Origin of the sequence: Vibrio sp. 10N.247.310.24 (assembly GCF_041467175.1) — a bacterium.
Taxonomy (GTDB): domain Bacteria; phylum Pseudomonadota; class Gammaproteobacteria; order Enterobacterales; family Vibrionaceae; genus Vibrio; species Vibrio tasmaniensis_A.
The window spans coordinates 35,594-55,005 of record NZ_JBFSUD010000007.1 but is presented as its reverse complement, the minus strand read 5'-3'; the positions used below and the strand labels follow the sequence as shown (position 1 = coordinate 55,005).

The following is a 19,412-nucleotide window of genomic DNA, read 5'->3' as shown; positions in this document are numbered from 1 at the left end:
TCTCGTAAAGTAGATTTTCGTTTCAAACCAAAAACTTTTTGTAATGACTGATGGCGTGATAAATAACGGTGTAATAGATGGATGATCGTGTAATAACAACAGAAACTTTACCTCTAAGACTTGGATTAACCATGTGGTCTCATTCCGAGTGGCAAAGTCAGTTCTATGGTAAGGGAACAAAACCTGCTGAACGCTTAGAGAAGTACACACAAGTTTTTCATACGGTAGAAGGCAACACGACTTTCTATGCGACACCCAGTGTCTCAACGGTCAATAACTGGAAAGCCGCGAGTCACGATGATTTCAAGTTTACTTTTAAGCTGCCTAAGTTCATCACCCACCAGCAGCACTTAAAACATTGCCAAGCCGAACTCAAAGAATTTCTGCTCACCATGTCGCCCCTACATAGGCGCATTGGTCAGTGGACGATTCAATTGCCCCATAGCTTCGAACCCAGCATGCTTCCCGCCCTGCAAAAATTTTGTACCTTGTTTCCAAAAGACATGCAGCTCGGCGTTGAAGTTCGTCACCTTGGTTTCTTTGATAAAGGCAATGCCGAAAAACGTTTCAATCATTGGTTAATAGAAGAAGGGATCAATCGCATCATTATGGATAGCCGTCCTGTTTTCTCCGCACCACCAACCACAGAAGCGGTGATCGACGCGCATCAAAAGAAACCTCGTGTTCCGGTTCATGCCATTGCGACGGCAAACAATCCGATGGTTCGCTTTATTGGTCATCCAGATCAGGAACCCAATCTGGCTTTCTTTAAACCTTGGTTCGCGAAATTACCGACTTGGTTAAACGAAGGAAAACAACCTTATTTAATGATCCACACCCCAGACAATAATCACGCCCCTGAGTTGGCGATTGCTATCTATAAGCAATTACAGACGCAAGTTGCTGAACACACAAAGATAACCTTGCCTAATTTGGCGGAGTTTCCTGCTCAAAAAGGCGACCACCAAATCTCGATGTTTTGATAGTAAACAACTACTAACAAGCGTTCACTTTCATCAATCTCAGTTTTCGTGACAGCCGCGCTTTTTTTACGTAAAATACGTCCCCTTTTATTTGGTATGAATTTTGTGCCAATTACGCTGACTGTCGAGAGAAAATGCCATGAGCAACACAGACAATATCTTTTCCGCTCCTATTGATAAAATTGGAGACTTCACCTTTGATGCAAGGGTTGCTGAAGTATTTCCGGATATGATTCAACGCTCGGTGCCTGGCTATAGCAATATCATCTCTGCAATCGGCATGCTGGCTGAACGCTTTGTAAAGCCACATTCAAATATTTACGATCTTGGCTGCTCGCTTGGTGCTGCGACACTTTCTATGCGTCGTCACATTCAGCAAGAAGGCTGCACGATTTTCGCTATCGATAATTCAGAAGCCATGGTTGAACGCTGTAAGCTGCATGTAAACGCCTACCGCAGTGACACACCGGTAGAAGTGATTGAAGCCGACATCCGTGAAGTGGAAATCAAAGACGCCTCTGTTGTGGTGCTTAACTTTACACTGCAATTTCTGTCTCCTGACGACCGATACGCTCTGCTTGAAAAAATTCATGCAGGCTTACGCCCGGGCGGAATCTTAATCCTTTCTGAAAAGTACGTATTCGAAGACGAAAGTTCAAATGAACTGCTTATCGACCTGCACCATGACTTCAAGCGTGCAAACGGATACAGCGAGCTTGAAGTCAGCCAGAAACGCAGCGCAATTGAAAACGTGATGCGTCCTGACTCGATTACAGTTCACAAGCAACGTTTTGAAAAGATTGGCTTCTCAAGTAGCGAAGTGTGGTTCCAATGCTTCAACTTCGGTTCAATGTTCGCGATTAAATAGCGCACATACCCAGTCAGCTCGTACTAAAATGTCATCCTCAAGAGCGAGGAATGAGCGTGTTGGGGGTCTCTATCAAGTACGATAAACCGAGACTCCCTATCATGTTCGTCCCTCACTGTAGGGAATGACAAATTTAATTTCTATTTTAGGGTTTATTGACCCTATTAACTCAGTGAAAAACTATGTTTAATTTTGCCAATTTTTATCAACTCATTGCCCAAGACACTCGCCTTCAGCCGTGGCTTAATGTTCTTCCTCAACAGCTGACGGATTGGCAAAATGCAGAACACGGCGACTTCGACCGTTGGTTGCGTGCACTGAATAAAATCCCGCAAGGTGTGCCTGACCAAGTTGATCTGAAAAACTCAGTGACGATTGGCAGCTCTACACCGTTCCACACGGGTGAACTTAAAAAGTTAGAAAGCTTACTGAAGACTTTCCACCCTTGGAGAAAAGGCCCTTACACAGTTCACGACATTCATATCGATACAGAATGGCGCAGTGACTGGAAATGGGATCGTGTGCTTCCACATATCTCTCCATTGAAAAACCGTTCGGTTCTCGATGTAGGTTGTGGCAACGGCTACCACATGTGGCGCATGCTAGGTGAAGGCGCTCGCTTGACGGTGGGTATCGACCCTTCTCACTTATTCTTGGTTCAGTTTGAAGCCATTCGTAAATTGATGGGCGACGACCAACGTGCTCACCTATTACCTCTAGGTATTGAGCAACTGCCAAAACTTGAAGCTTACGACACTGTATTCAGCATGGGCGTGCTTTACCACCGCCGTTCACCACTTGATCATTTGATTCAACTAAAAGACCAATTGGTATCTGGTGGCGAACTGGTACTTGAAACGTTAGTGATTGAAGGTGACGAAAACGCTGTTCTTGTGCCTGTGGATCGCTACGCGCAAATGAGAAACGTTTACTTCTTCCCATCTGCACGCGCACTGAAACGCTGGCTTGAACAGGTAGGCTTTGAAGACGTGCGTATCGTTGATGAAAATGTCACAACGATTGGCGAACAACGCACAACAGAGTGGATGACACACAACTCTTTACCGGATTACTTAGATCCTAATGATCCAAGTAAAACCGTAGAAGGTCACCCTGCACCAAGGCGTGCGATTCTAGTAGCGACAAAACCTTAAGCTCTGTTACACAAAACCATAAGCTCTGTCGTCATACAGCCATCGTTATTTATATGTGGGAATTTTGATAAAAAAGAGAACTAATTGTACAAAAGTTGCGCTCATGTTTAATAAGTGAGCGCCCTTAAGTGACAATAATTTTCGTAGCGCTCACATTGCGATTCAATATGACCAGACTCTTACAATAGGATGCTTCACGCATCCTTTTTTGTGGGATAAACTTCTAAATAGTCTGAACTATTCTCTAATTTCCAAAGGTTTTTATATGTTTAAGCGATTATCGCCTATCGTGGCGGTTGGTTTGCTCTCTGGTTGCACCCTCACGAGCGGCGCTACCTACCATCAAGAAACTCTCGACGCTATTTCCCGCTCAGAGACAAACATCGCAAACAAGGTTCAAAATCTTGAACTGCAGCTAAGTAATCAAAGTGATTATATTGAAAGCTTGGAAGACGAAATTACCACTCTTTCTAGTCAATTAGATGTTCACCTGACCAGTATGGAACACAGGGTCATTGAAGAGCTAAAAGAAGCCGAGCCTGTTGCCGTTGCAGCTGCACCTACCGCTCCTACATCACAGCCGACTATTCTAGGCGGTATTGAAAAAGTATCGATCGACTCTATCAAACAAAGCTTCGATGCTCGTGTTGATACTGGCGCAACCACCTCTTCTTTAAATGCTGTCGATATCAAAGAATTCGAACGCAACGGTAAAGATTGGGTTAAGTTTCATTTGGCAGATAAAGCACAAGCAAAAGAAGACCAAAAATGGATCGAAGCGCCCGTTGTACGTTATGTGAAAATCCGTCAGTCAACCAATGATCAGACAGAACGTCGAGCTGTGATCGAATTATGGGTAAAAGTCGGAAAAATCCATGAAAAAGCGCAATTTACATTGGCGGATCGCTCTCAAATGAGTCACCCTGTATTACTAGGGCGCGAATTTATCAAAGACATAGCGCTAGTAGATGTAAGTAAAAAGTACGTACAAACGGAAGTTAAATAACAATAGTAGGGTAAGCTATGACGTCAAGAATTCCATTTTATATTTCTATATTCCTGCTCATCGTGGCAGGTATAACTCTGAGTATGTTCAGACATACAACCTACGGTGTACCCTGGACTCCAGGCGAAACTAATCAGGTTTGGGACATTGAAGCTCGTATCGAATTCAATGCAGTGGGCAAAGAAGCAAAAGTTTCACTAGCCGCACCTCACACACAGTCTAACTTTACACTTATCGGCGAGTCAGCTTCATCACCAGGCTACGGCATTTCATACTTGAATACAGATTCAGGTCGCCGTGCTGAGTGGTCAATTCGTCACGCCGATGGTCCGCAGACTATCTACTACAAGACACAGTTCTTAGTCGATAGCCAAGCGAACGTTACCTCAACACCTCCAGAAGGTGATGTGGCTCAACCAAGCTTTGATGGTCCTGAAGAAGCCGCGGCCCTTGCTTTGATTGACAGAGCAACCAAGCGCTCAGCAGACAACATCACCTTTACTCGTGAGTTAATCAAAACGCTTAACGATCCAGACAGCCAAAACTCAGCGCTGATTCTGAATAACATGACCAAAGTGGAAGCGACACACAAGCTACTTTCTGCCGCTAAAATCCACAACAAAGTCGTCGGTGTTATTGAACTGGAAGACGGACGTCGTCGCCAATCAATCCAACACATGAACCAAATTTGGGATAATAACCAGTGGGTTCTATTCTCTCCTGAATCTAGCGAGCAACAAGTTCAACCAAACCTGTTAATTTGGGATGAATCAAATGTATCTCTATTAGACGTGGTTGGCGGTCAGAACAGTAAAGTTCACTTCTCTATGATTGCTCAGGAAGTTACTCCAACTGAAGCAACCAACAGTAAAGTATCAGCGGATCAACTGTTAAACCTTTCCATTCATAGTCTACCGCTAGAAGAGCAAGCGATGTTTAAAACCATCATGCTGATTCCTATCGGTGCTCTGATTGTTGTGTTCCTACGTGTCATCATAGGTCTTAAGACTTCTGGTACGTTCATGCCCGTTCTGATTGCCGTGGCATTCGTTCAAACACAGTTGGTTACCGGTATTGTTGGCTTCCTACTGATTGTCGGTACCGGTCTTGTAATACGAAGTTACTTATCCAAACTCAACCTATTGCTCGTGGCCAGGATATCCGCTGTAATTATTACAGTAATTATGATTATTTCGATATTTACTGTAGTCGCGTTTAAAATCGGACTTACAGAAGGCCTATCAATTACGTTCTTCCCAATGATTATCTTGTCTTGGACTATCGAACGTATGTCTATCCTTTGGGAAGAAGAAGGCGCGAAAGAAGTTGTACTTCAAGGTGGCGGCTCTCTATTTACCGCGGTGCTTGTTTACTTAGGTATGACTAACCCGTTCATTCAGCACTTAACGTTTAACTTTATTGGTTTACAGCTTGTTATTCTAGCGACCATCTTGTTACTAGGTAACTACACAGGCTACCGTCTAACCGAGCTTCGTCGCTTTAAACCGCTAGCGGAGGACTAAGTTATGTTTGATCAATTTACTTCACCGTTTAAGTTGAAAGACAAAGGCATAATGGGAATGAACAAGCGTAACCATAGTTATATTGGCCGCTACAATGATCGTTCCAAGTACCCACTCGTTGATGACAAGCTTAAGACTAAAATCATTGCTGAACAGGCTGGCGCCACAGTGCCAAAGCTTATTGGCGTTATTAGTCACCAAGCTGAAGTAAAAACAATCCACAAGATGGTTAAAGAGTGGCCGGGTTTTGTAATCAAGCCCGCTCAAGGCAGTGGTGGTAAAGGCATCCTTGTTGTGATCTCTCATAAAGATGGCGTTTACACCAAACCATCGGGTTCTACTATCAATGAAGAAGATGTAGAGCGCCATATCAGTAACGCGCTCGCGGGCCTTTTCTCACTGGGTGGCAAGAACGATGTGGCCGTAGTTGAAAACCTCATCAAGTTTGATGAGTGTTTTGAAGGCTTCAGCTACGAAGGTGTGCCAGACGTACGAATCATCGTATTCAAAGGCTACCCTGTGATGGCGATGATGCGTCTGTCCACTTCAGATTCAGATGGTAAAGCTAACTTGCACCAAGGTGCTGTTGGTGTGGGTATAGACATTGCGACAGGTAAAGCGGTTCGAGCGGTTCAGTTCGACCAGCCTGTTACACACCATCCAGATACGGGTAAAGAACTCGCGTTATTACAAGTTCCTCACTGGGAAAAGCTGTTAACTCTAGCATCAAGTGCTTGGGAAATGACGGGCTTAGGCTATATGGGTACTGACATGGTATTAGACCAAGAAGAAGGCCCTATGGTACTAGAACTTAATGCTCGACCTGGTTTAGCTATCCAAATCGCGAACGGCGCGGGGCTACTTCCTAGACTGCATCATATTGAAAACCTTGGCACGCCTGCAGAATATCCAAAACCTGCGGAGCGTGTTGCTTACGCTGCAAAACAGTTCGGCCACAACTAGTCAAAATTTTGTCACTCAAGTTTTAGGCCAAAATTTGGGGTGTTTGGGGTTATCTCCCCTTACATCCCAACCCTTTCTATACGCTTACTTCAGCAACACATTCACACCAAAAATAGATTAAAAGGTACTTATTTGTGCTAGTTTCGCCTAGGAAGTAGAAAAATACGCACCATCAAAATCAATTAAAACCCGTCAAATTTGTTTAGATACCCTATTCACTGTAAATCCCACGCATAAGTATTCATACAGCCTATTTGTAACGACTTTCCCTTACAAAACGACCAACAAATAAATTGTAACCCTATGTTAGCATACGGATAATTTAGTCAATAAAATAAGCAACAACTGTTAAGGAAATGCTCTGATGACCGTCAAAAATAAGATTATGCTAACAATTAGCGGCCTAATCTGTTTAACGATTTTAGTTATATCTACGATAGGATATTTCGAATTTAAGTCTGCCACCACGAATGACTACCGTCATAACTTGTCTACGAAATCGTTTCTTGTAGCCAAAGCTGTCGAAGGGAAAATGGAAGCGTATTTCGGCGCTTTGGAAAGCATTTCAACCAGTATCCATACTGATAGATCCGGTAACATCATGATCAACCCGATGCTGTTGAAAATGATGACGAACAGTAAAGAATCTCTTGGTGTTCTTAATATTTACATCGGTCTTCCTGATGGCAAAACTTACGACGTTAAAAATCAAGGTATCATTCCCAACTTTAATGCTAAACAAAAACAGCGTGAGTGGTTCAATCTCGGCTTTTCTGGCGCAAAGCGCTCAGTAACCAACCCTTACCTAGCAACAACAGGGCATTTAACTATGTCAGTTGTTATCCCTTTCAAAGCCAGAGGTGAAACGAAAGCTGTTATTGGTCTTAGTCTTAAAATGAGTGACATCACAGACTACATAAACGAGTTATCTGATGTTCCAAATTTATTTGTCTCTCGCCAAGATGGTTTCCTTGTTGCCGCTAGCTATGAAGATTTTATTGGTAAAAATATCTACGATCTTCGACCATCATACCGTGAACACGGTAGTAAGATGGCCAGTGAGCACTCTTACAATGTTCCAGATAAAGGCGACTTTTATGTCGTTTCGTCTCAAATTGAGTCATTAGGTTGGAATATTTGGGCTTGGGCAAGTTGGGACGACATTGAAGCGCCTTCAAATGCGATGGTGAAAATAAATACTGTAGTTGGTCTAATTTTCGCGGTTATGGCAACCGGAATAACATTCTTATTAGTCACCCGATTAATGTATCGTCCTATTGGCGGGGAGCCACAATACATAGAGGCTCTTGTTAGTCGAATCTCGGCAGGAGACCTGACCAACATCCCTAAATTAAATGGCGATGAAACGGGGATCTACCGTTCAACTCTTGAAATGGCAGGTAACCTCCAAGGCATTATTGGCAATATTGAGCAGTCTTCAAACTCTCTCTCATCACAATCTTCATCTCTTGAGACCTCGTCAAATCAGTTAAGTACCTCATCAGAAGAGCAAATGATGCAGCTAGAGCAAGTTGCAACCGCGATGAATCAGATGACCGCGACTGTTGCGGAAGTGGCTCAAAATGCGATGCAGGCATCATCATCATCCAATGAGGCAAGCCTTTCATCTCAGTCAGGTCTTGAGACTGTGGGTGACATGAACCAGCAAATCAGCTTACTTGTAACGAATATTGAGCAGGTTCAAGATTCGATTCTTGGTGTTGAAAAAGAAACTCAAAATGTAGGTAGCATACTTGATGTTATCCGAGGTATTGCTGAGCAAACAAACTTGCTGGCATTAAACGCAGCAATTGAAGCAGCTCGAGCGGGTGAGCAAGGTCGCGGCTTCGCCGTCGTGGCTGACGAGGTGCGTAACCTCGCTAACAAGACACAAGAAAGCACGAACGAAATACAAACCATGATTTCATCACTTCAAACTCAAGCAAAACAATCTGTTGAGCTTATGGTTGAAAATGCGGAAACAGCTAAAGTAACTCGTGAAAAGTCAGATCAAGCGAGTCAAATGCTGAATACTATTCAGCATGAGATTGGGACAATTCAAGACATGAACAACCAGATTGCAGCGGCAGCGGAAGAACAATCGCAAGTAGCCGTTGAAATCAACGAAAATGTAGTGAATGTAAATGATTTGGCGCGAGCGACTGTCGATGACGTCCAGCAAAATGTTCAAACAGCGCAAAATGTTAATAATGTTTCGGACGAACTGCATCAAACGATAAAGATGTTTAAGATCTAATCTTAGATAAGCTAAACGTACCGACAACCTATACGTTAAAGCCTAAGTATCAAAATCTTCGGCTTAAAAAAAGATAACGTAATTAAAACCGCCTTCTCTTCTGAGAAGGCGGTTTTTTATATGGTAATAAGTTCAGGCTGAGTCATGCCAATCACAGTCAGTCATTATAAATAGCTCAGGAATACCACCCTCACCCTCACCCTCACCCTCACCCTCACCCTCACCAAAAGAATACGAGACCCGTGAAGCTGCCAAACAAAAAAAGCCCCGAAGTGTATACTTCGAGGCTATTAATTTACGGTAGATAGATTACGCTTCTAAGGGGTTTCGATAAGCTCTTGAACAGGAGATACCGGTTTGTTTTGAGCAAAACCACGCAGACCAACAACGTGTACGTGTTCGTGGTCTTTGAAGACCTTACGTACCAGTTTGTAGGTTGTACCTTTCTCTGGGCTAATGTTCTCTGGCGCAGCAATCAGAAGTTGCATACCTAAACGGTCACACAGTTCAAACAGCGTAGAGATCGACTTAGAATCCAGACGAGCGGCTTCATCAAGGAACAACAAACGACATGGAACGATGTCTTTACTACGAAGTCGACGAGATTCCTCTTCCCAGCTCTGAATAACCATCAATAGGATTGACTGACCCGTACCGATCGCCTCACCCGTAGACAATGCACCCGATTCCGCTTGTAACCAACCGTCTGAACCACGGTTAACTTCAACACTCAGCTCTAGGTAGTTACGGTAATCCAGTAACTCTTCACCAAGAACTTGCGGAGAACGTTGACCCATATCGATATGTGGATTGACACGTTGGAACAACTTCGCCATCGCTTCAGAGAAGGTAAAGCGCGTTGATTCAAACAAATCTTTGTGTTGATCTTGTTGAGTCGCTAGCCCTGATAGCAAGATCTCGTGGCTTTCACGGATCTTAACGTTCAGACGCACGCCCTTAACCTGACCAAAGTAGATATTCGACAGACCTTGGTTGAGCATACGAATACGGTTCTGCTCGCGCTGAATCGTTTTCTTTATGATACTTGCTACCGACTCAGAGCTGATCGCTAAACGGTTTTCACGCTGCGTCAGTTCTTCTGTTAGTCGAGCTAGCTCTACTTCCATCTCTTCGATTGCTTCAACCGGATCATCGGTATGAATGATGTCTTGGCGAATGCGCTCTCGAAGGTGTTGGTAAACCGCAATGTAAAACAGAACCTTACGCTCTGGATGTGCGTTGTCTTCAGAGAGACGCAGCGAATCACGCAGGTCGTCATTGTCGGCTACAGCCAGACGTAGCGCACCCAGTGATTTATCCGACATAGAGCGAAGTTCGCCCGCCGTTAAATAAGCCAGTTCACGCTTATGGAGACGACGTTCAACATCATTTTCACGAGCTAAGCGAAGTACTGAACACCAGCCGGCTTTTGCTGCAACAACGAAGGTACGAAGCTCGGTGTACTCTTTCTGAACTTTCTTAAGACGCTTAGCCAGCGCTTTCATCTCAAGTTCAGTTGAGGTAATCGTGCGTTCGTATTCACTCTTACGGCTACGAGAAGTATGCAAACGCTCTTGAAGCTCGTCACGACGACGAACCGCGCGCTCTTCAGCACCTTCATCAGCGTTAACACCGAACTCTTGTAGCTCTTGCTTGAACTCTTGAACCGTCTCTTGCTTCGCTTGGTGCGAGCTCTTCAGTGCTGCCAATACTTGGTTGTACTGGTTCATCTGTTCGCGAGCTTGCTTCAAGCCATCGCGGCCTTTAGCTCGTGCTTGTTCTGCTTGAACCAACTTCGCTTTCAGTTGTTCGCTCAGTTCGCTGCTCTTGTTAAGCAGGTCAACAGAATCTGCATAAGCAAAGTAGTGACGACGTTCGATTAAGTCAGAAAGAGCAAACACTTTACCTTTTAGAGTTTGTAACGCGCTGTCCGCCTGACGATACTCGGCTTCCAAAGCTTCGAATTGCTCTGGGTCAGCATCGAGTGCAGAAACGATTTGCTCTAATGAAGTAAGTGCTTTGCCATGAGTGTTCAAGTAAGACTTAGCTTCGCTTAAACGCTCTAGTTGTGCTTCTAATTCAGCGAGACGCTCAGCTAATGTTTCGTCTTCAAGAATACGAACCATTGGTGCCAGTTTGTCCAGTGCACCAAGTGCCTGCTTGCTTTGTAGAAGCTGACTGCGTTGTTGTTGCTCTTTAGAATCTAGTTCTGCCAGAGAACGAACAATTTGGTTACGCTTATCGCGAATAGACGCGAGCGCCTGTTCGGGATCTGCGTTGAACGCAACGTGAAGGTGCTTCGCAACAAAACTGTTGAATGCTTGGTATAGACGATTCAGTTTTTGAGAGTCAAACGCTGCTTTGGCGTGGTTTTCAACGACTACATCACGCTCTTCACGCAGTTTCTCAAGGCGTTGTTCACGAGCTGCACGACCAAACAATGGAATCTCAGGGAAGCGAGAGTAACGCATTTGACGATCGTTCAGTTGAACACACACCGCACCTTCAAGCTCATCGGCATTGAATGAGCTGTCATCAAACGCATCTACATCACCTTCTAGGATGTAAAGGTCTTCTGGACAATCATCAAGATCCACCAGCTTCTCTTTAATGCCATCAAGGTCCGAAACCACAATTGCGTGACGAGCCGGGCCGTACATCGCACTGAAGTACGGCGCATCGCCAATCGTGATGTCATCGTAGATCTCAGAAAGCAGCACGCCACCAAGCGTATCCGCTAGACCTTTCAGGCGAGGATCGTTAGAGCCACCTGGAGAAGCTAAGCGTTCAATCTCTTGCTCAAGTTCAGCTCGGCGCGTAGCCAACTGATCTTTTGCTACCGCTTGAGATTTCTCGTCTTCAAGCACTTGCTGCATTTGAGTCATTACTGCTTGGCTATCTTCTAGCTCAGCTTCTGTTTGATCTCTTAGGGCTTCAAGTGCATCGTTCGCCGTGATCCACACTGGAGCAATGGACTCAAGTTTTTGAATCTCTTGGTCTTGGTTTTGTTGCACACGACGTTGCTCACTCTTCGCTTCACGCAGCTCTTCTTGAGCGTACTCAAGAGACTCGATCTGCATTGTATGGCGTTCACGTTCTTCATCGAAAACCGCTTCGTCAGTCAGTGAGATGTTGTGTTGCTTTTGGTATTCAGTCGCAAGCTCCTTTGCTTGACGCTGCTGCGCCACATCACGAGCCATGTCACGGTGCTGAGCACGCCACTGTTGTTCGTTTTCAACAACGTGTTTTGCGTTACGGCCTTTTTCTAACGCTTGCTTAGCACTGTTAGACGCTTCTTTACGCTCAGCGTCACCAACGATGCTTTTAACAAGAGCGAGCGCTTTGTCGAACTGCGCAGACGCAGCAGAAGACATGTCTAGTTTATGCTTAGTCGACAGTAACGTTTGAGTGCTTGATTCTTCTTGTGCTTTTAGCTCAGAAACCAGAGTTAATGCGCTTTCTGCCGTAATAGACTCATCATCAAGTAGCTGCTTAGTTTTCTCTAATGCTTGAACCGCTTGTTGGTATTGAAGCGCACGAGTCTGCTGAACATCCAACGCTTGTTGGTAGTCAGCAAGCTGAGTTTTCAGGCTATCCACTTCTTCTTCAGTAATGGTTGCCTGTTCTTCAGCAAGAAGTACTCGTTCTTGAGCTTCTTCAACTACCATCATCTGTTCTTCTAGACGCTCATTAAGCTCTTCTAGATCTTCACTGTAGCGAGCAATTTTCTCTTGCTGACGAAGTGCAGTTTGAACCAATTGAAGATGATCCGAAGCCGCTTGATAATCTTGTTCTAGTGCCGATTCTTGATCCACCAACAGCTCAAGCTCTTCTTGAACGCGGTTCAACAAGTTGTTTTGATCAAGCAAGGTTTCGCGAGAACCAAACAGTTCACCACGGAACTTCATAGTTTGATCAAGCTTGTTGCGACGATCGTTGGCATGGCGCATGTAATCTGCTGCCACGTAGTTCGTAGATTCAGTGATCAAGTGCTTGAACAAGTCACGATCCGACTGAGTCGTTTTGATCGCTTCTAGCGTCATGCGGTTTTCGCGTAGTGCTGATTCCATGTCTTGGAATGCTTTCTTCACGCCACCATTTTGCGGTAGAAGGTAATCACGCAGAGAACGCGTAATCGCACTAGAAATACCACCGTAAAGCGATGCTTCAATCAGACGGTAGAACTTAGAACGGTCGCTGCTGTTACGCAGTTTCTTCGGTACCACACCGTATTCAAACATCTGTGAGTGGTAATCAACAATCGAAGAAAAGGCTTTAAAGTGCGCCCCTTCATATTGCGCTACCGCTGCTTTCACGTCGTTCAGTTGACACACACGAGCGTGGCTGTCTGAAACGTTCTGGATCAATACATCCGTTGGCTTCACATGGCTTGGAAGGCCTTGGATTACAAACGGTTTGATGTCGACCTTCTTATCACGACCCGCAACTTGCTGCAGTTTTACTGCAAACAATAGGCGTTGATTACGTGAGTTCACGACATCTAGCGCGGCATAACATGCGCCAGGCTGAAGCTTACCGTAAAGACCTTTATCGCGTGACGACTGTGAGCTACCAGCTTCCGTCGTGTTACGGAAATGCAGAAGGCTTTGGTCAGGGATCAGTGCAGTGATGAATGCCGCCATCGTGGTCGACTTACCCGCACCGTTACCGCCAGAAAGCGTTGTAACCAATCCATCAATATCAAAAGTACGCGCAAAGAAGCCGTTCCAGTTGATCATGGTTAATGATTGATACTTACCTCTTTCAATCATGCTTCACCTTCTACTTTTGTTTGTTCGCCATCGTTTGACTCAAGGTCAAAGTCAGCTTGATCGTTAAAAATGTCTTGTTGACCGTTTTCGTCCACGTTTAGTTCAACTTCTGATACGGCTTCCGTTTGCTCTTCATTCAACAAGCTACCTTGGTTAGGTTCTTGAGTATGAACAACAGCTTCACCATCACGAATAAGTCGTAATTGCGCTTCTTTCATATCATCGCCAACACGAACATCCGCACCAAAACGGAACACCGCTTCGCTGATACGGAATTTACCTGTTTCACCAATCACGATCAGCATGCCGATACGACGTAAACGGCGTAAAGAAGTACGTACTTTTTCAAACAGCTTTTCTTTGTCTAAGTCAGAACCAGACGCACGGTTGGTTGCTAGCTTCATGAGTTTTTTCTCATCCGCTAACGACATCAGTTCATCAAACAACTCTTGATTGGTGAAGATGCCTTCATGAGCCAAACGCTCTGGGCTTAGGTATAAGAAACACAATACTTTGCCAACCAGCATGTCGAGCTCAGACAACACACTACGACCAATTAAAGACGTAGAACGCGGGCGCAGATAGAAGAAACCTTCAGGCGCTTTTACCAGTTCCGTATTGTAGCGTTGATAAAAATGCTGAAGCTCAACTTCAAAATCAGAAAGCAACGCATGGTTATCGAGGTCTTCTGTTGAAACATGCTTGCCTGAACGCAACATGCTATCTAGCGCAGGAAACAATGGGTTCGCTATCGCTTTTACCAGTTTCTCTGGCATGTAATCATCAGTACTTGTTAATGACATTTGCTTGTACCTTTGCACCGAAATCGTTGATTGCCTGCCAATCTGGCTGAATAGCCTGATAGTCAGACTCTGAGTAACCTAAGCGAACGGCTTGGTCGACAACAATTCTGGCTAAATCAAAATGGTGTGTGCGAGGGTGCGCTGCGAGGTAATCACGCAGCACAAGGCCAAGATCAATTGGCGCACCTTGCTGTTTGTGAGCTTTCAACATATCTGCGATTCGTTCTGAAAGTAGATCGTTCACTTGCTCAAATTCTTCGTATTCTACGTCGATTGGGGCTTGCCCCATCACTTCGTCATCACGGAGCACAAGTGCTTCATCGCGAAGATCCGTGAGTTTTTCTGCGTCTGCGTAGGTCAATAACCAAGGCGCATCAAAGTAGTCAGTGACTGACTGACGCAAGCGTTGGCTAAAGGCTCGGTTTTTATCCATATCGATCGCGGTACGGATAAATTTATGCACGTGGCGATCGTAGCCGATCCACAAATCAATCGCTTGTTGGCCCCAACTGGTGATTCGGTCTAGCTTCATTTGCAAACCAAATAGGGTTTCACCTACAAACTCGAGCTCATCGTCACCATAAACAATTTCTTGAATATCAAGAATCTGGGTTTGCAGTTCATCACCCGCCGCTTGCAAGGTGTCTTGCAACTCTTTTAGCGTGGCTGAGGTTTCCGATAGCAAAGACTCACAGTTGTTGATTGCTTCTCGCCAATCTTTATTTAAAAGATCCGCAATTTGCTGCTTGACGGTTTGTTGCTGTTCATCCATAACCCGCTGGTTGAGATCGATCTGATCAAAAATTTCGCCAACAGAATACTTGAGCACGCCGTACACATTCCTTCTCCAATGTCCCGGAGTTCCACCTTTCTGGGCGGCTTCAATGGCTTTTGCCATTTCATCGGCAACCATAGAAAGCTGGATAGACAGTTTTAATTTAGAAAACTGGCGGTGACGTAAGTAATAATCTGAGATACCAATCGCCAATGGCGATAAGCGATAAATGCTTGCACCATCTGTGATTTCGCTGGTAAAGCGGCTGATCAACTTCTGTTTAACCAACTCATTGATAGCGTTGTTGGCACGAAACGCAGACGCTTCGCCAGTATCTTCAAACAGTCGAGTGACAATAGTGAATGCGTCGTGCAGTTCACCCTCGCCCAACTCTTCATCGAACCTTTCATTGCTTAGTACGGCGATAGCTATCAAAAATGCTAAGCGCTCTGGTGGCAAGTTTAATGAAAAATCATGCTGCTTGACCCAGCCCACCAACTCATCAATTGGCTGCTCTTCGGCAGTTTGAGTCATTTCACTCATTGTGGTTCCTGTTACTGTTGTTCGTCATATCGAACGTATTAGATATGACGCCTATTTCTTTATGACGCGGCTTCTTACGATGGCATAGCGCATTGTTGTGGCTTCTTTTACCACATTCACCGCTGTTATTGCGCAGGTTTTTGAGCCCAAACGTGAATATAACGGCCTAGCGACAGATATGGCTCTTGGCGACATAGCTGTTTCTCTAGTTCCAACACATCTTCAAATTGGTAATCACCCATGTACTCCATATTACCTATGTAGTCACTGAAAGAGCGAATGCCTGATTTACCACAGATATCTAGACCAGCGTCTTCTATCCATTGATAAACCTCTTCAGGCTTCAAGCCTTTTTGTGGTTGCAGCTTAAACCTTTTTCGATGTGGCATCCCATTCAATACATGAGGAATGTTGCCACAAATCACATTTTTCAGGACTAAACCATGGTGGTTGTAAAACATTATCGAGGCAATACCACCGGGTTTTACTTGTTCCAACAGTAAATCAAGTGCCTGTTTGGGGTCTGCTAGCCATTCCATTACGGCATGAAACATCACAAAATCGACTTTCTCTTCGAGATGCTCTGCCACTTTTTGTACCGGAGAATGAATAAATCGATATTGCTCGAGCAAACCCGCTTCGCTGATACTTTCTTCTGCGAGCTTCAACATTTCAGAGGAGAGGTCGCACAGAGAAACGTTGTGGCCTAGTGTCGCAATTTTTTGTGACATCTGTGCAAGTCCACCGCCTGCATCAAGGACATGCAACGGCGAAGCGGATTGCTCAAACTTGCTCAAAGCTTGTTCTAAATCTTCCCATACGATGCACTGACGGATCTCTCCTTTGTCAGAGCCGTATATGTTTTTTGCAAATTTGTGGGCAATATCGTCGAAATTACGGTCTTCAGTCACGGCTACTTGAGTTATTATGTCCTATCGTGCCTGCTATTCTGTCACAGGAATTTCAGGAATAAAGAGGCGATGTCTCTTTTTACTACTAAGTGATGTTTTTTCGGACTATTCGGATATGTTTGAGCTGAAAAAAGTAGTGTCTTCGTTACTGATGCCACTGCCAGCAATGTTAATTCTCGCTTTTCTGGGTTTAGCCCTAGTGATGTTTACTGCAAAAAGGAAGACAGGTTGCCTAATTACCCTTTCAGCCCTCTGTGGTATTTTCCTAATCGCTTTCCAGCCTGTTTCTAGTCAACTTTTAATGCCAATGGAAAGGCAACACACCGCTTTTTTACCTATCGATGATACCGTCGATTACATTATGGTTCTTGGAAGTGGTCACGTTGTAGATGACCAAATCCCACCAACATCAGAACTTAGCCGCACCGGTCTGATGCGCTTAAGTGAAGGGATTCGTATCTTACGTCTTTACCCTGGAGCTAAACTCATTTTGTCTGGTTATGGCGCAGGCACTGAGGTGAGCAACGCAAAAATGATGGCTAAAGTAGCGCTAGCACTCGGCGTGGCAAAACCCGATATCATTTTGCTTGAAACGGCGAAAGATACGTGGGAAGAAGCTCGCCAAGCCGCTGCATTTGTTAAGAATAAGAAAATGGTGCTCGTGACATCAGCTAGCCATATGACTCGCGCCCTTAATGAATTCAATGCCGCGGGCATGAAACCATTACCAGCACCAACCAACTACCTTGCACAAGAAGGGATTGTTGAACCATGGAATAAGTATATGCCTAAGGCTATCTATCTCGAGCAGACTGAGCGCTATTGGCATGAGACGATGGGATTAGTTTGGCAAAGCTTGCGAGATTGGCTAGACACAAGTAATGACCCTGTCGAGAGCACTACTCCGACGGTAAACAATTAAAAAGTTCAGTAACAAAAAAACCGAGGCATCATTGATGTCTCGGTTTTTTTACGTTCAAGTATCGTTACTGAAATCAGCTTTCCACGGGAAATTAGTCACCAGCAAACATGTAACCTTCACCGTGAACCGTCACAAAAATTTGTGGGTTCTTAGGGTCAAACTCCATTTTTGCACGCATACGACGGATTAACACGTCGATAGTGCGGTCATTCGGCGCGTCTACTCGATGGCTGATCATATTCAAAATACGTTCACGGCTTAATACTTGGTTAGGGTAAGAAGAGAGTGCAACCAATAGTTCATATTCAGCTTTGGTCAATTTCACCGGCTCGCTGTTCTTGCTTAGCGCACGGCGAGGTATATCAAACGTCCATTCACCAAAACGAACCACAGATTCGTCTTCTGTTTGTTCTACCGCAACCGCTGCAGTTTTACGAGCAGCCGAAATACGCCACAAGAGGTTTTTAACTCGAACCAACAACTCGCGAAGTTCGAAGGGTTTAGTAACGTAATCGTCTGCGCCCATTTCAAGGCCAACGATTTTGTCGATGCTATCCGTGCGTCCAGTAACTAAAATAATTCCAATGTCTGATTGACTGCGTAATTCGCGAGTTAGCATCAATCCATCTTCGCCTGGTAAGTTGATGTCCAGCATAATGAGGTCAACGTTGTTTTCTTCTAACACGCTTCTCATTTGAGCGCCGCTTTCTGCTTCGCTTACTGTGTAACCTTCGTTCTGGAAGTATCCGACCAGTTTACTGCGGGTTACCACATCATCTTCTACGACTAATACGTGATAGCTCATCTACACCACTTTTCTTATTTAATAGTTTCAGTGACTATTCTATTCATAACTCGTAACAATTCTAGTGGTACACAAGATAAAAGCCAGAAACATGGATCTTTTTTGATACAAGACAATCTTAAACCTTGCTATTTATCGTCCATCGCAATTCAATATAGGTATTACTACTAACGAGTAACTTTGCCTTTCGCAAATAACCTTGTTATTCAGCCTTGGTGTGCTTATGCACTAGTGACTTCAAGATGTATATAAGTAACACCACAAGACTAAATCAGGATCTAAGAAATGAAAGATACGAAAGCGTTCAACGAGCAAAGAGCAGAAATATACTGGTGGCTATCAAGCTTATTCGCTAAAGAGATCACTCAAGAAGAACTCGATCACTACCACTCTGTTGAAATTCGTTCTTTCCTAACTGGTTTAGGCGAAAATGAAACACTAAAGCCGGCGATCGATAGCCTAGTGGATGCGCTAAACCGCCTACAAACGCGTGAAGATGCTCAACTAGAATTGTCTGCAGACTTCTGTGACTTATTCTTAAAAACAGATAAGCATGGCGCACTTCCTTACGCTTCTATGTATATCGGTGAGACTGGCCTTTTGAATGATAAGCCAGCAAAAGATATGGAAGAGATCATGGCTAAGCACAACTTAGTGGTGAACCAAGACCTAAAAGAACCCGCTGACCATATCGCTATCGAACTCGACTTCCTTGGCAATTTGATCATCCGTTCTAATGAAACGGAACTTGAAGAAGAGCTAGAAAAATCGTTCATTGTTCAACAGCAATTTATCGAGCAACAACTTCTTACTTGGGTACCAAAGTTCAACGTTAAATGTCATGACGTTGACGAATTCGGTTTCTACGCATCAGTCTCATCTCTGCTACTTGCATTCTGCAAATTGGACACCCAATACCTCGCTGGTGAATAAGCTTATTGGATGACTCGTTAAATAAATTCAGAAGAATGTGACAATTCACCCGGATTTCCGGGTGAATTTTATTGCGAGTAATTTCTAGTCAGTCTAAAATTGTGACCGCAAACGATAAAATATGAAACATTCACGAAATGCTATGCTTATTATAGTTTTGAGCATTTCGGTGTTAAGACAAGCCGCTCAATAGC

Annotated in this window: 14 protein-coding genes; 9 read left to right on the top strand and 5 right to left on the bottom strand. The window is 44.4% G+C overall.

From position 1 onward, the window contains the following. Window positions 1-77 precede the first annotated feature (77 nt). From AB6E08_RS03740 to AB6E08_RS03710, 7 genes are all read left to right on the top strand, one after another. A complete protein-coding gene (locus tag AB6E08_RS03740; protein WP_372065286.1) occupies window positions 78-983 on the top strand; it encodes a DUF72 domain-containing protein in 906 nt (301 codons plus the stop codon). Window positions 984-1,122: 139 nt separating this feature from the next. Continuing rightward, window positions 1,123-1,851: a carboxy-S-adenosyl-L-methionine synthase CmoA gene (gene cmoA / locus AB6E08_RS03735; RefSeq protein WP_009846366.1), complete on the top strand. Its 729-nt coding sequence runs from the start codon at window positions 1,123-1,125 to the stop codon at window positions 1,849-1,851. Window positions 1,852-2,033: 182 nt separating this feature from the next. Continuing rightward, window positions 2,034-3,005, top strand: coding sequence for a tRNA 5-methoxyuridine(34)/uridine 5-oxyacetic acid(34) synthase CmoB (gene cmoB / locus AB6E08_RS03730; protein WP_009846365.1), 972 nt, complete (start codon window positions 2,034-2,036; stop codon window positions 3,003-3,005). A gap of 265 nt (window positions 3,006-3,270) precedes the next feature. Next, window positions 3,271-4,011 carry an ATP-dependent zinc protease gene (locus AB6E08_RS03725; protein WP_009846364.1) on the top strand — a complete coding sequence of 247 codons (741 nt, stop codon included), beginning with the start codon at window positions 3,271-3,273 and terminating at the stop codon, window positions 4,009-4,011. Window positions 4,012-4,028: 17 nt separating this feature from the next. Further along, window positions 4,029-5,534, top strand: coding sequence for an inactive transglutaminase family protein (locus AB6E08_RS03720; protein WP_009846363.1), 1,506 nt, complete (start codon window positions 4,029-4,031; stop codon window positions 5,532-5,534). Between the two features lie 3 nt (window positions 5,535-5,537). Further along, window positions 5,538-6,497, top strand: coding sequence for an alpha-L-glutamate ligase-like protein (locus AB6E08_RS03715; RefSeq protein WP_012603623.1), 960 nt, complete (start codon window positions 5,538-5,540; stop codon window positions 6,495-6,497). A 364-nt stretch (window positions 6,498-6,861) separates the two neighbouring features. Next, on the top strand, window positions 6,862-8,754 hold the full coding sequence (locus tag AB6E08_RS03710) for a methyl-accepting chemotaxis protein (protein ID WP_372065291.1): 1,893 nt from the start codon (window positions 6,862-6,864) through the stop codon (window positions 8,752-8,754). A gap of 317 nt (window positions 8,755-9,071) precedes the next feature. On the opposite strand, the gene mukB is transcribed toward AB6E08_RS03710, so the two are convergent. The 4 genes from mukB to cmoM all read right to left on the bottom strand — a co-directional run bounded on the left by mukB (window position 9,072) and on the right by cmoM (window position 16,558). Next, window positions 9,072-13,526, bottom strand: a complete 4,455-nt coding sequence (gene mukB, locus AB6E08_RS03705) for a chromosome partition protein MukB (protein WP_372065294.1) — start codon at window positions 13,524-13,526, stop codon at window positions 9,072-9,074. Next, entirely contained in the window at window positions 13,523-14,329 is an 807-nt protein-coding gene (mukE, locus tag AB6E08_RS03700; RefSeq protein ID WP_135383949.1) for a chromosome partition protein MukE, read from the bottom strand. The genes mukB and mukE overlap by 4 nt, the downstream gene beginning before the upstream one ends. Then, window positions 14,310-15,647, bottom strand: coding sequence for a chromosome partition protein MukF (gene mukF / locus AB6E08_RS03695; protein WP_009846358.1), 1,338 nt, complete (start codon window positions 15,645-15,647; stop codon window positions 14,310-14,312). The genes mukE and mukF overlap by 20 nt, the downstream gene beginning before the upstream one ends. A 125-nt stretch (window positions 15,648-15,772) precedes the next feature. Next, the gene (gene cmoM / locus AB6E08_RS03690; RefSeq protein ID WP_372065298.1) at window positions 15,773-16,558 is read right to left on the bottom strand and encodes a tRNA uridine 5-oxyacetic acid(34) methyltransferase CmoM; all 786 of its coding nucleotides are present in this window, start codon (window positions 16,556-16,558) and stop codon (window positions 15,773-15,775) included. A 115-nt stretch (window positions 16,559-16,673) separates the two neighbouring features. On the opposite strand from cmoM, the gene elyC reads away from it, so the two are divergent. Further along, window positions 16,674-17,480 (top strand): envelope biogenesis factor ElyC, encoded by an 807-nt coding sequence (gene elyC / locus AB6E08_RS03685; RefSeq protein WP_032500870.1) that lies wholly within the window; start codon window positions 16,674-16,676, stop codon window positions 17,478-17,480. Window positions 17,481-17,571: 91 nt separating this feature from the next. On the opposite strand, the gene torR is transcribed toward elyC, so the two are convergent. Next, window positions 17,572-18,285 (bottom strand): two-component system response regulator TorR, encoded by a 714-nt coding sequence (gene torR, locus AB6E08_RS03680; protein ID WP_372065301.1) that lies wholly within the window; start codon window positions 18,283-18,285, stop codon window positions 17,572-17,574. A 285-nt stretch (window positions 18,286-18,570) separates the two neighbouring features. Here torR and torD point away from each other — a divergent pair, with 285 nt between their 5' ends. Next, on the top strand, window positions 18,571-19,218 hold the full coding sequence (gene torD / locus AB6E08_RS03675; protein WP_004736450.1) for a molecular chaperone TorD: 648 nt from the start codon (window positions 18,571-18,573) through the stop codon (window positions 19,216-19,218). Window positions 19,219-19,412 lie beyond the last annotated feature (194 nt).

What these genes read in the sequence shown, in the direction of transcription:
- AB6E08_RS03740 (WP_372065286.1), top strand. Translation starts at nt 78, where the DNA reads ATGGATGATCGTGTAATAACAACAGAAACTTTACCTCTAAGACTTGGA.
- cmoA (WP_009846366.1), top strand. Translation starts at nt 1,123, where the DNA reads ATGAGCAACACAGACAATATCTTTTCCGCTCCTATTGATAAAATTGGA.
- cmoB (WP_009846365.1), top strand. Translation starts at nt 2,034, where the DNA reads ATGTTTAATTTTGCCAATTTTTATCAACTCATTGCCCAAGACACTCGC.
- AB6E08_RS03725 (WP_009846364.1), top strand. Translation starts at nt 3,271, where the DNA reads ATGTTTAAGCGATTATCGCCTATCGTGGCGGTTGGTTTGCTCTCTGGT.
- AB6E08_RS03720 (WP_009846363.1), top strand. Translation starts at nt 4,029, where the DNA reads ATGACGTCAAGAATTCCATTTTATATTTCTATATTCCTGCTCATCGTG.
- AB6E08_RS03715 (WP_012603623.1), top strand. Translation starts at nt 5,538, where the DNA reads ATGTTTGATCAATTTACTTCACCGTTTAAGTTGAAAGACAAAGGCATA.
- AB6E08_RS03710 (WP_372065291.1), top strand. Translation starts at nt 6,862, where the DNA reads ATGACCGTCAAAAATAAGATTATGCTAACAATTAGCGGCCTAATCTGT.
- mukB (WP_372065294.1), bottom strand. Translation starts at nt 13,526, where the DNA reads ATGATTGAAAGAGGTAAGTATCAATCATTAACCATGATCAACTGGAAC.
- mukE (WP_135383949.1), bottom strand. Translation starts at nt 14,329, where the DNA reads ATGTCATTAACAAGTACTGATGATTACATGCCAGAGAAACTGGTAAAA.
- mukF (WP_009846358.1), bottom strand. Translation starts at nt 15,647, where the DNA reads ATGAGTGAAATGACTCAAACTGCCGAAGAGCAGCCAATTGATGAGTTG.
- elyC (WP_032500870.1), top strand. Translation starts at nt 16,674, where the DNA reads ATGTTTGAGCTGAAAAAAGTAGTGTCTTCGTTACTGATGCCACTGCCA.
- torR (WP_372065301.1), bottom strand. Translation starts at nt 18,285, where the DNA reads ATGAGCTATCACGTATTAGTCGTAGAAGATGATGTGGTAACCCGCAGT.
- torD (WP_004736450.1), top strand. Translation starts at nt 18,571, where the DNA reads ATGAAAGATACGAAAGCGTTCAACGAGCAAAGAGCAGAAATATACTGG.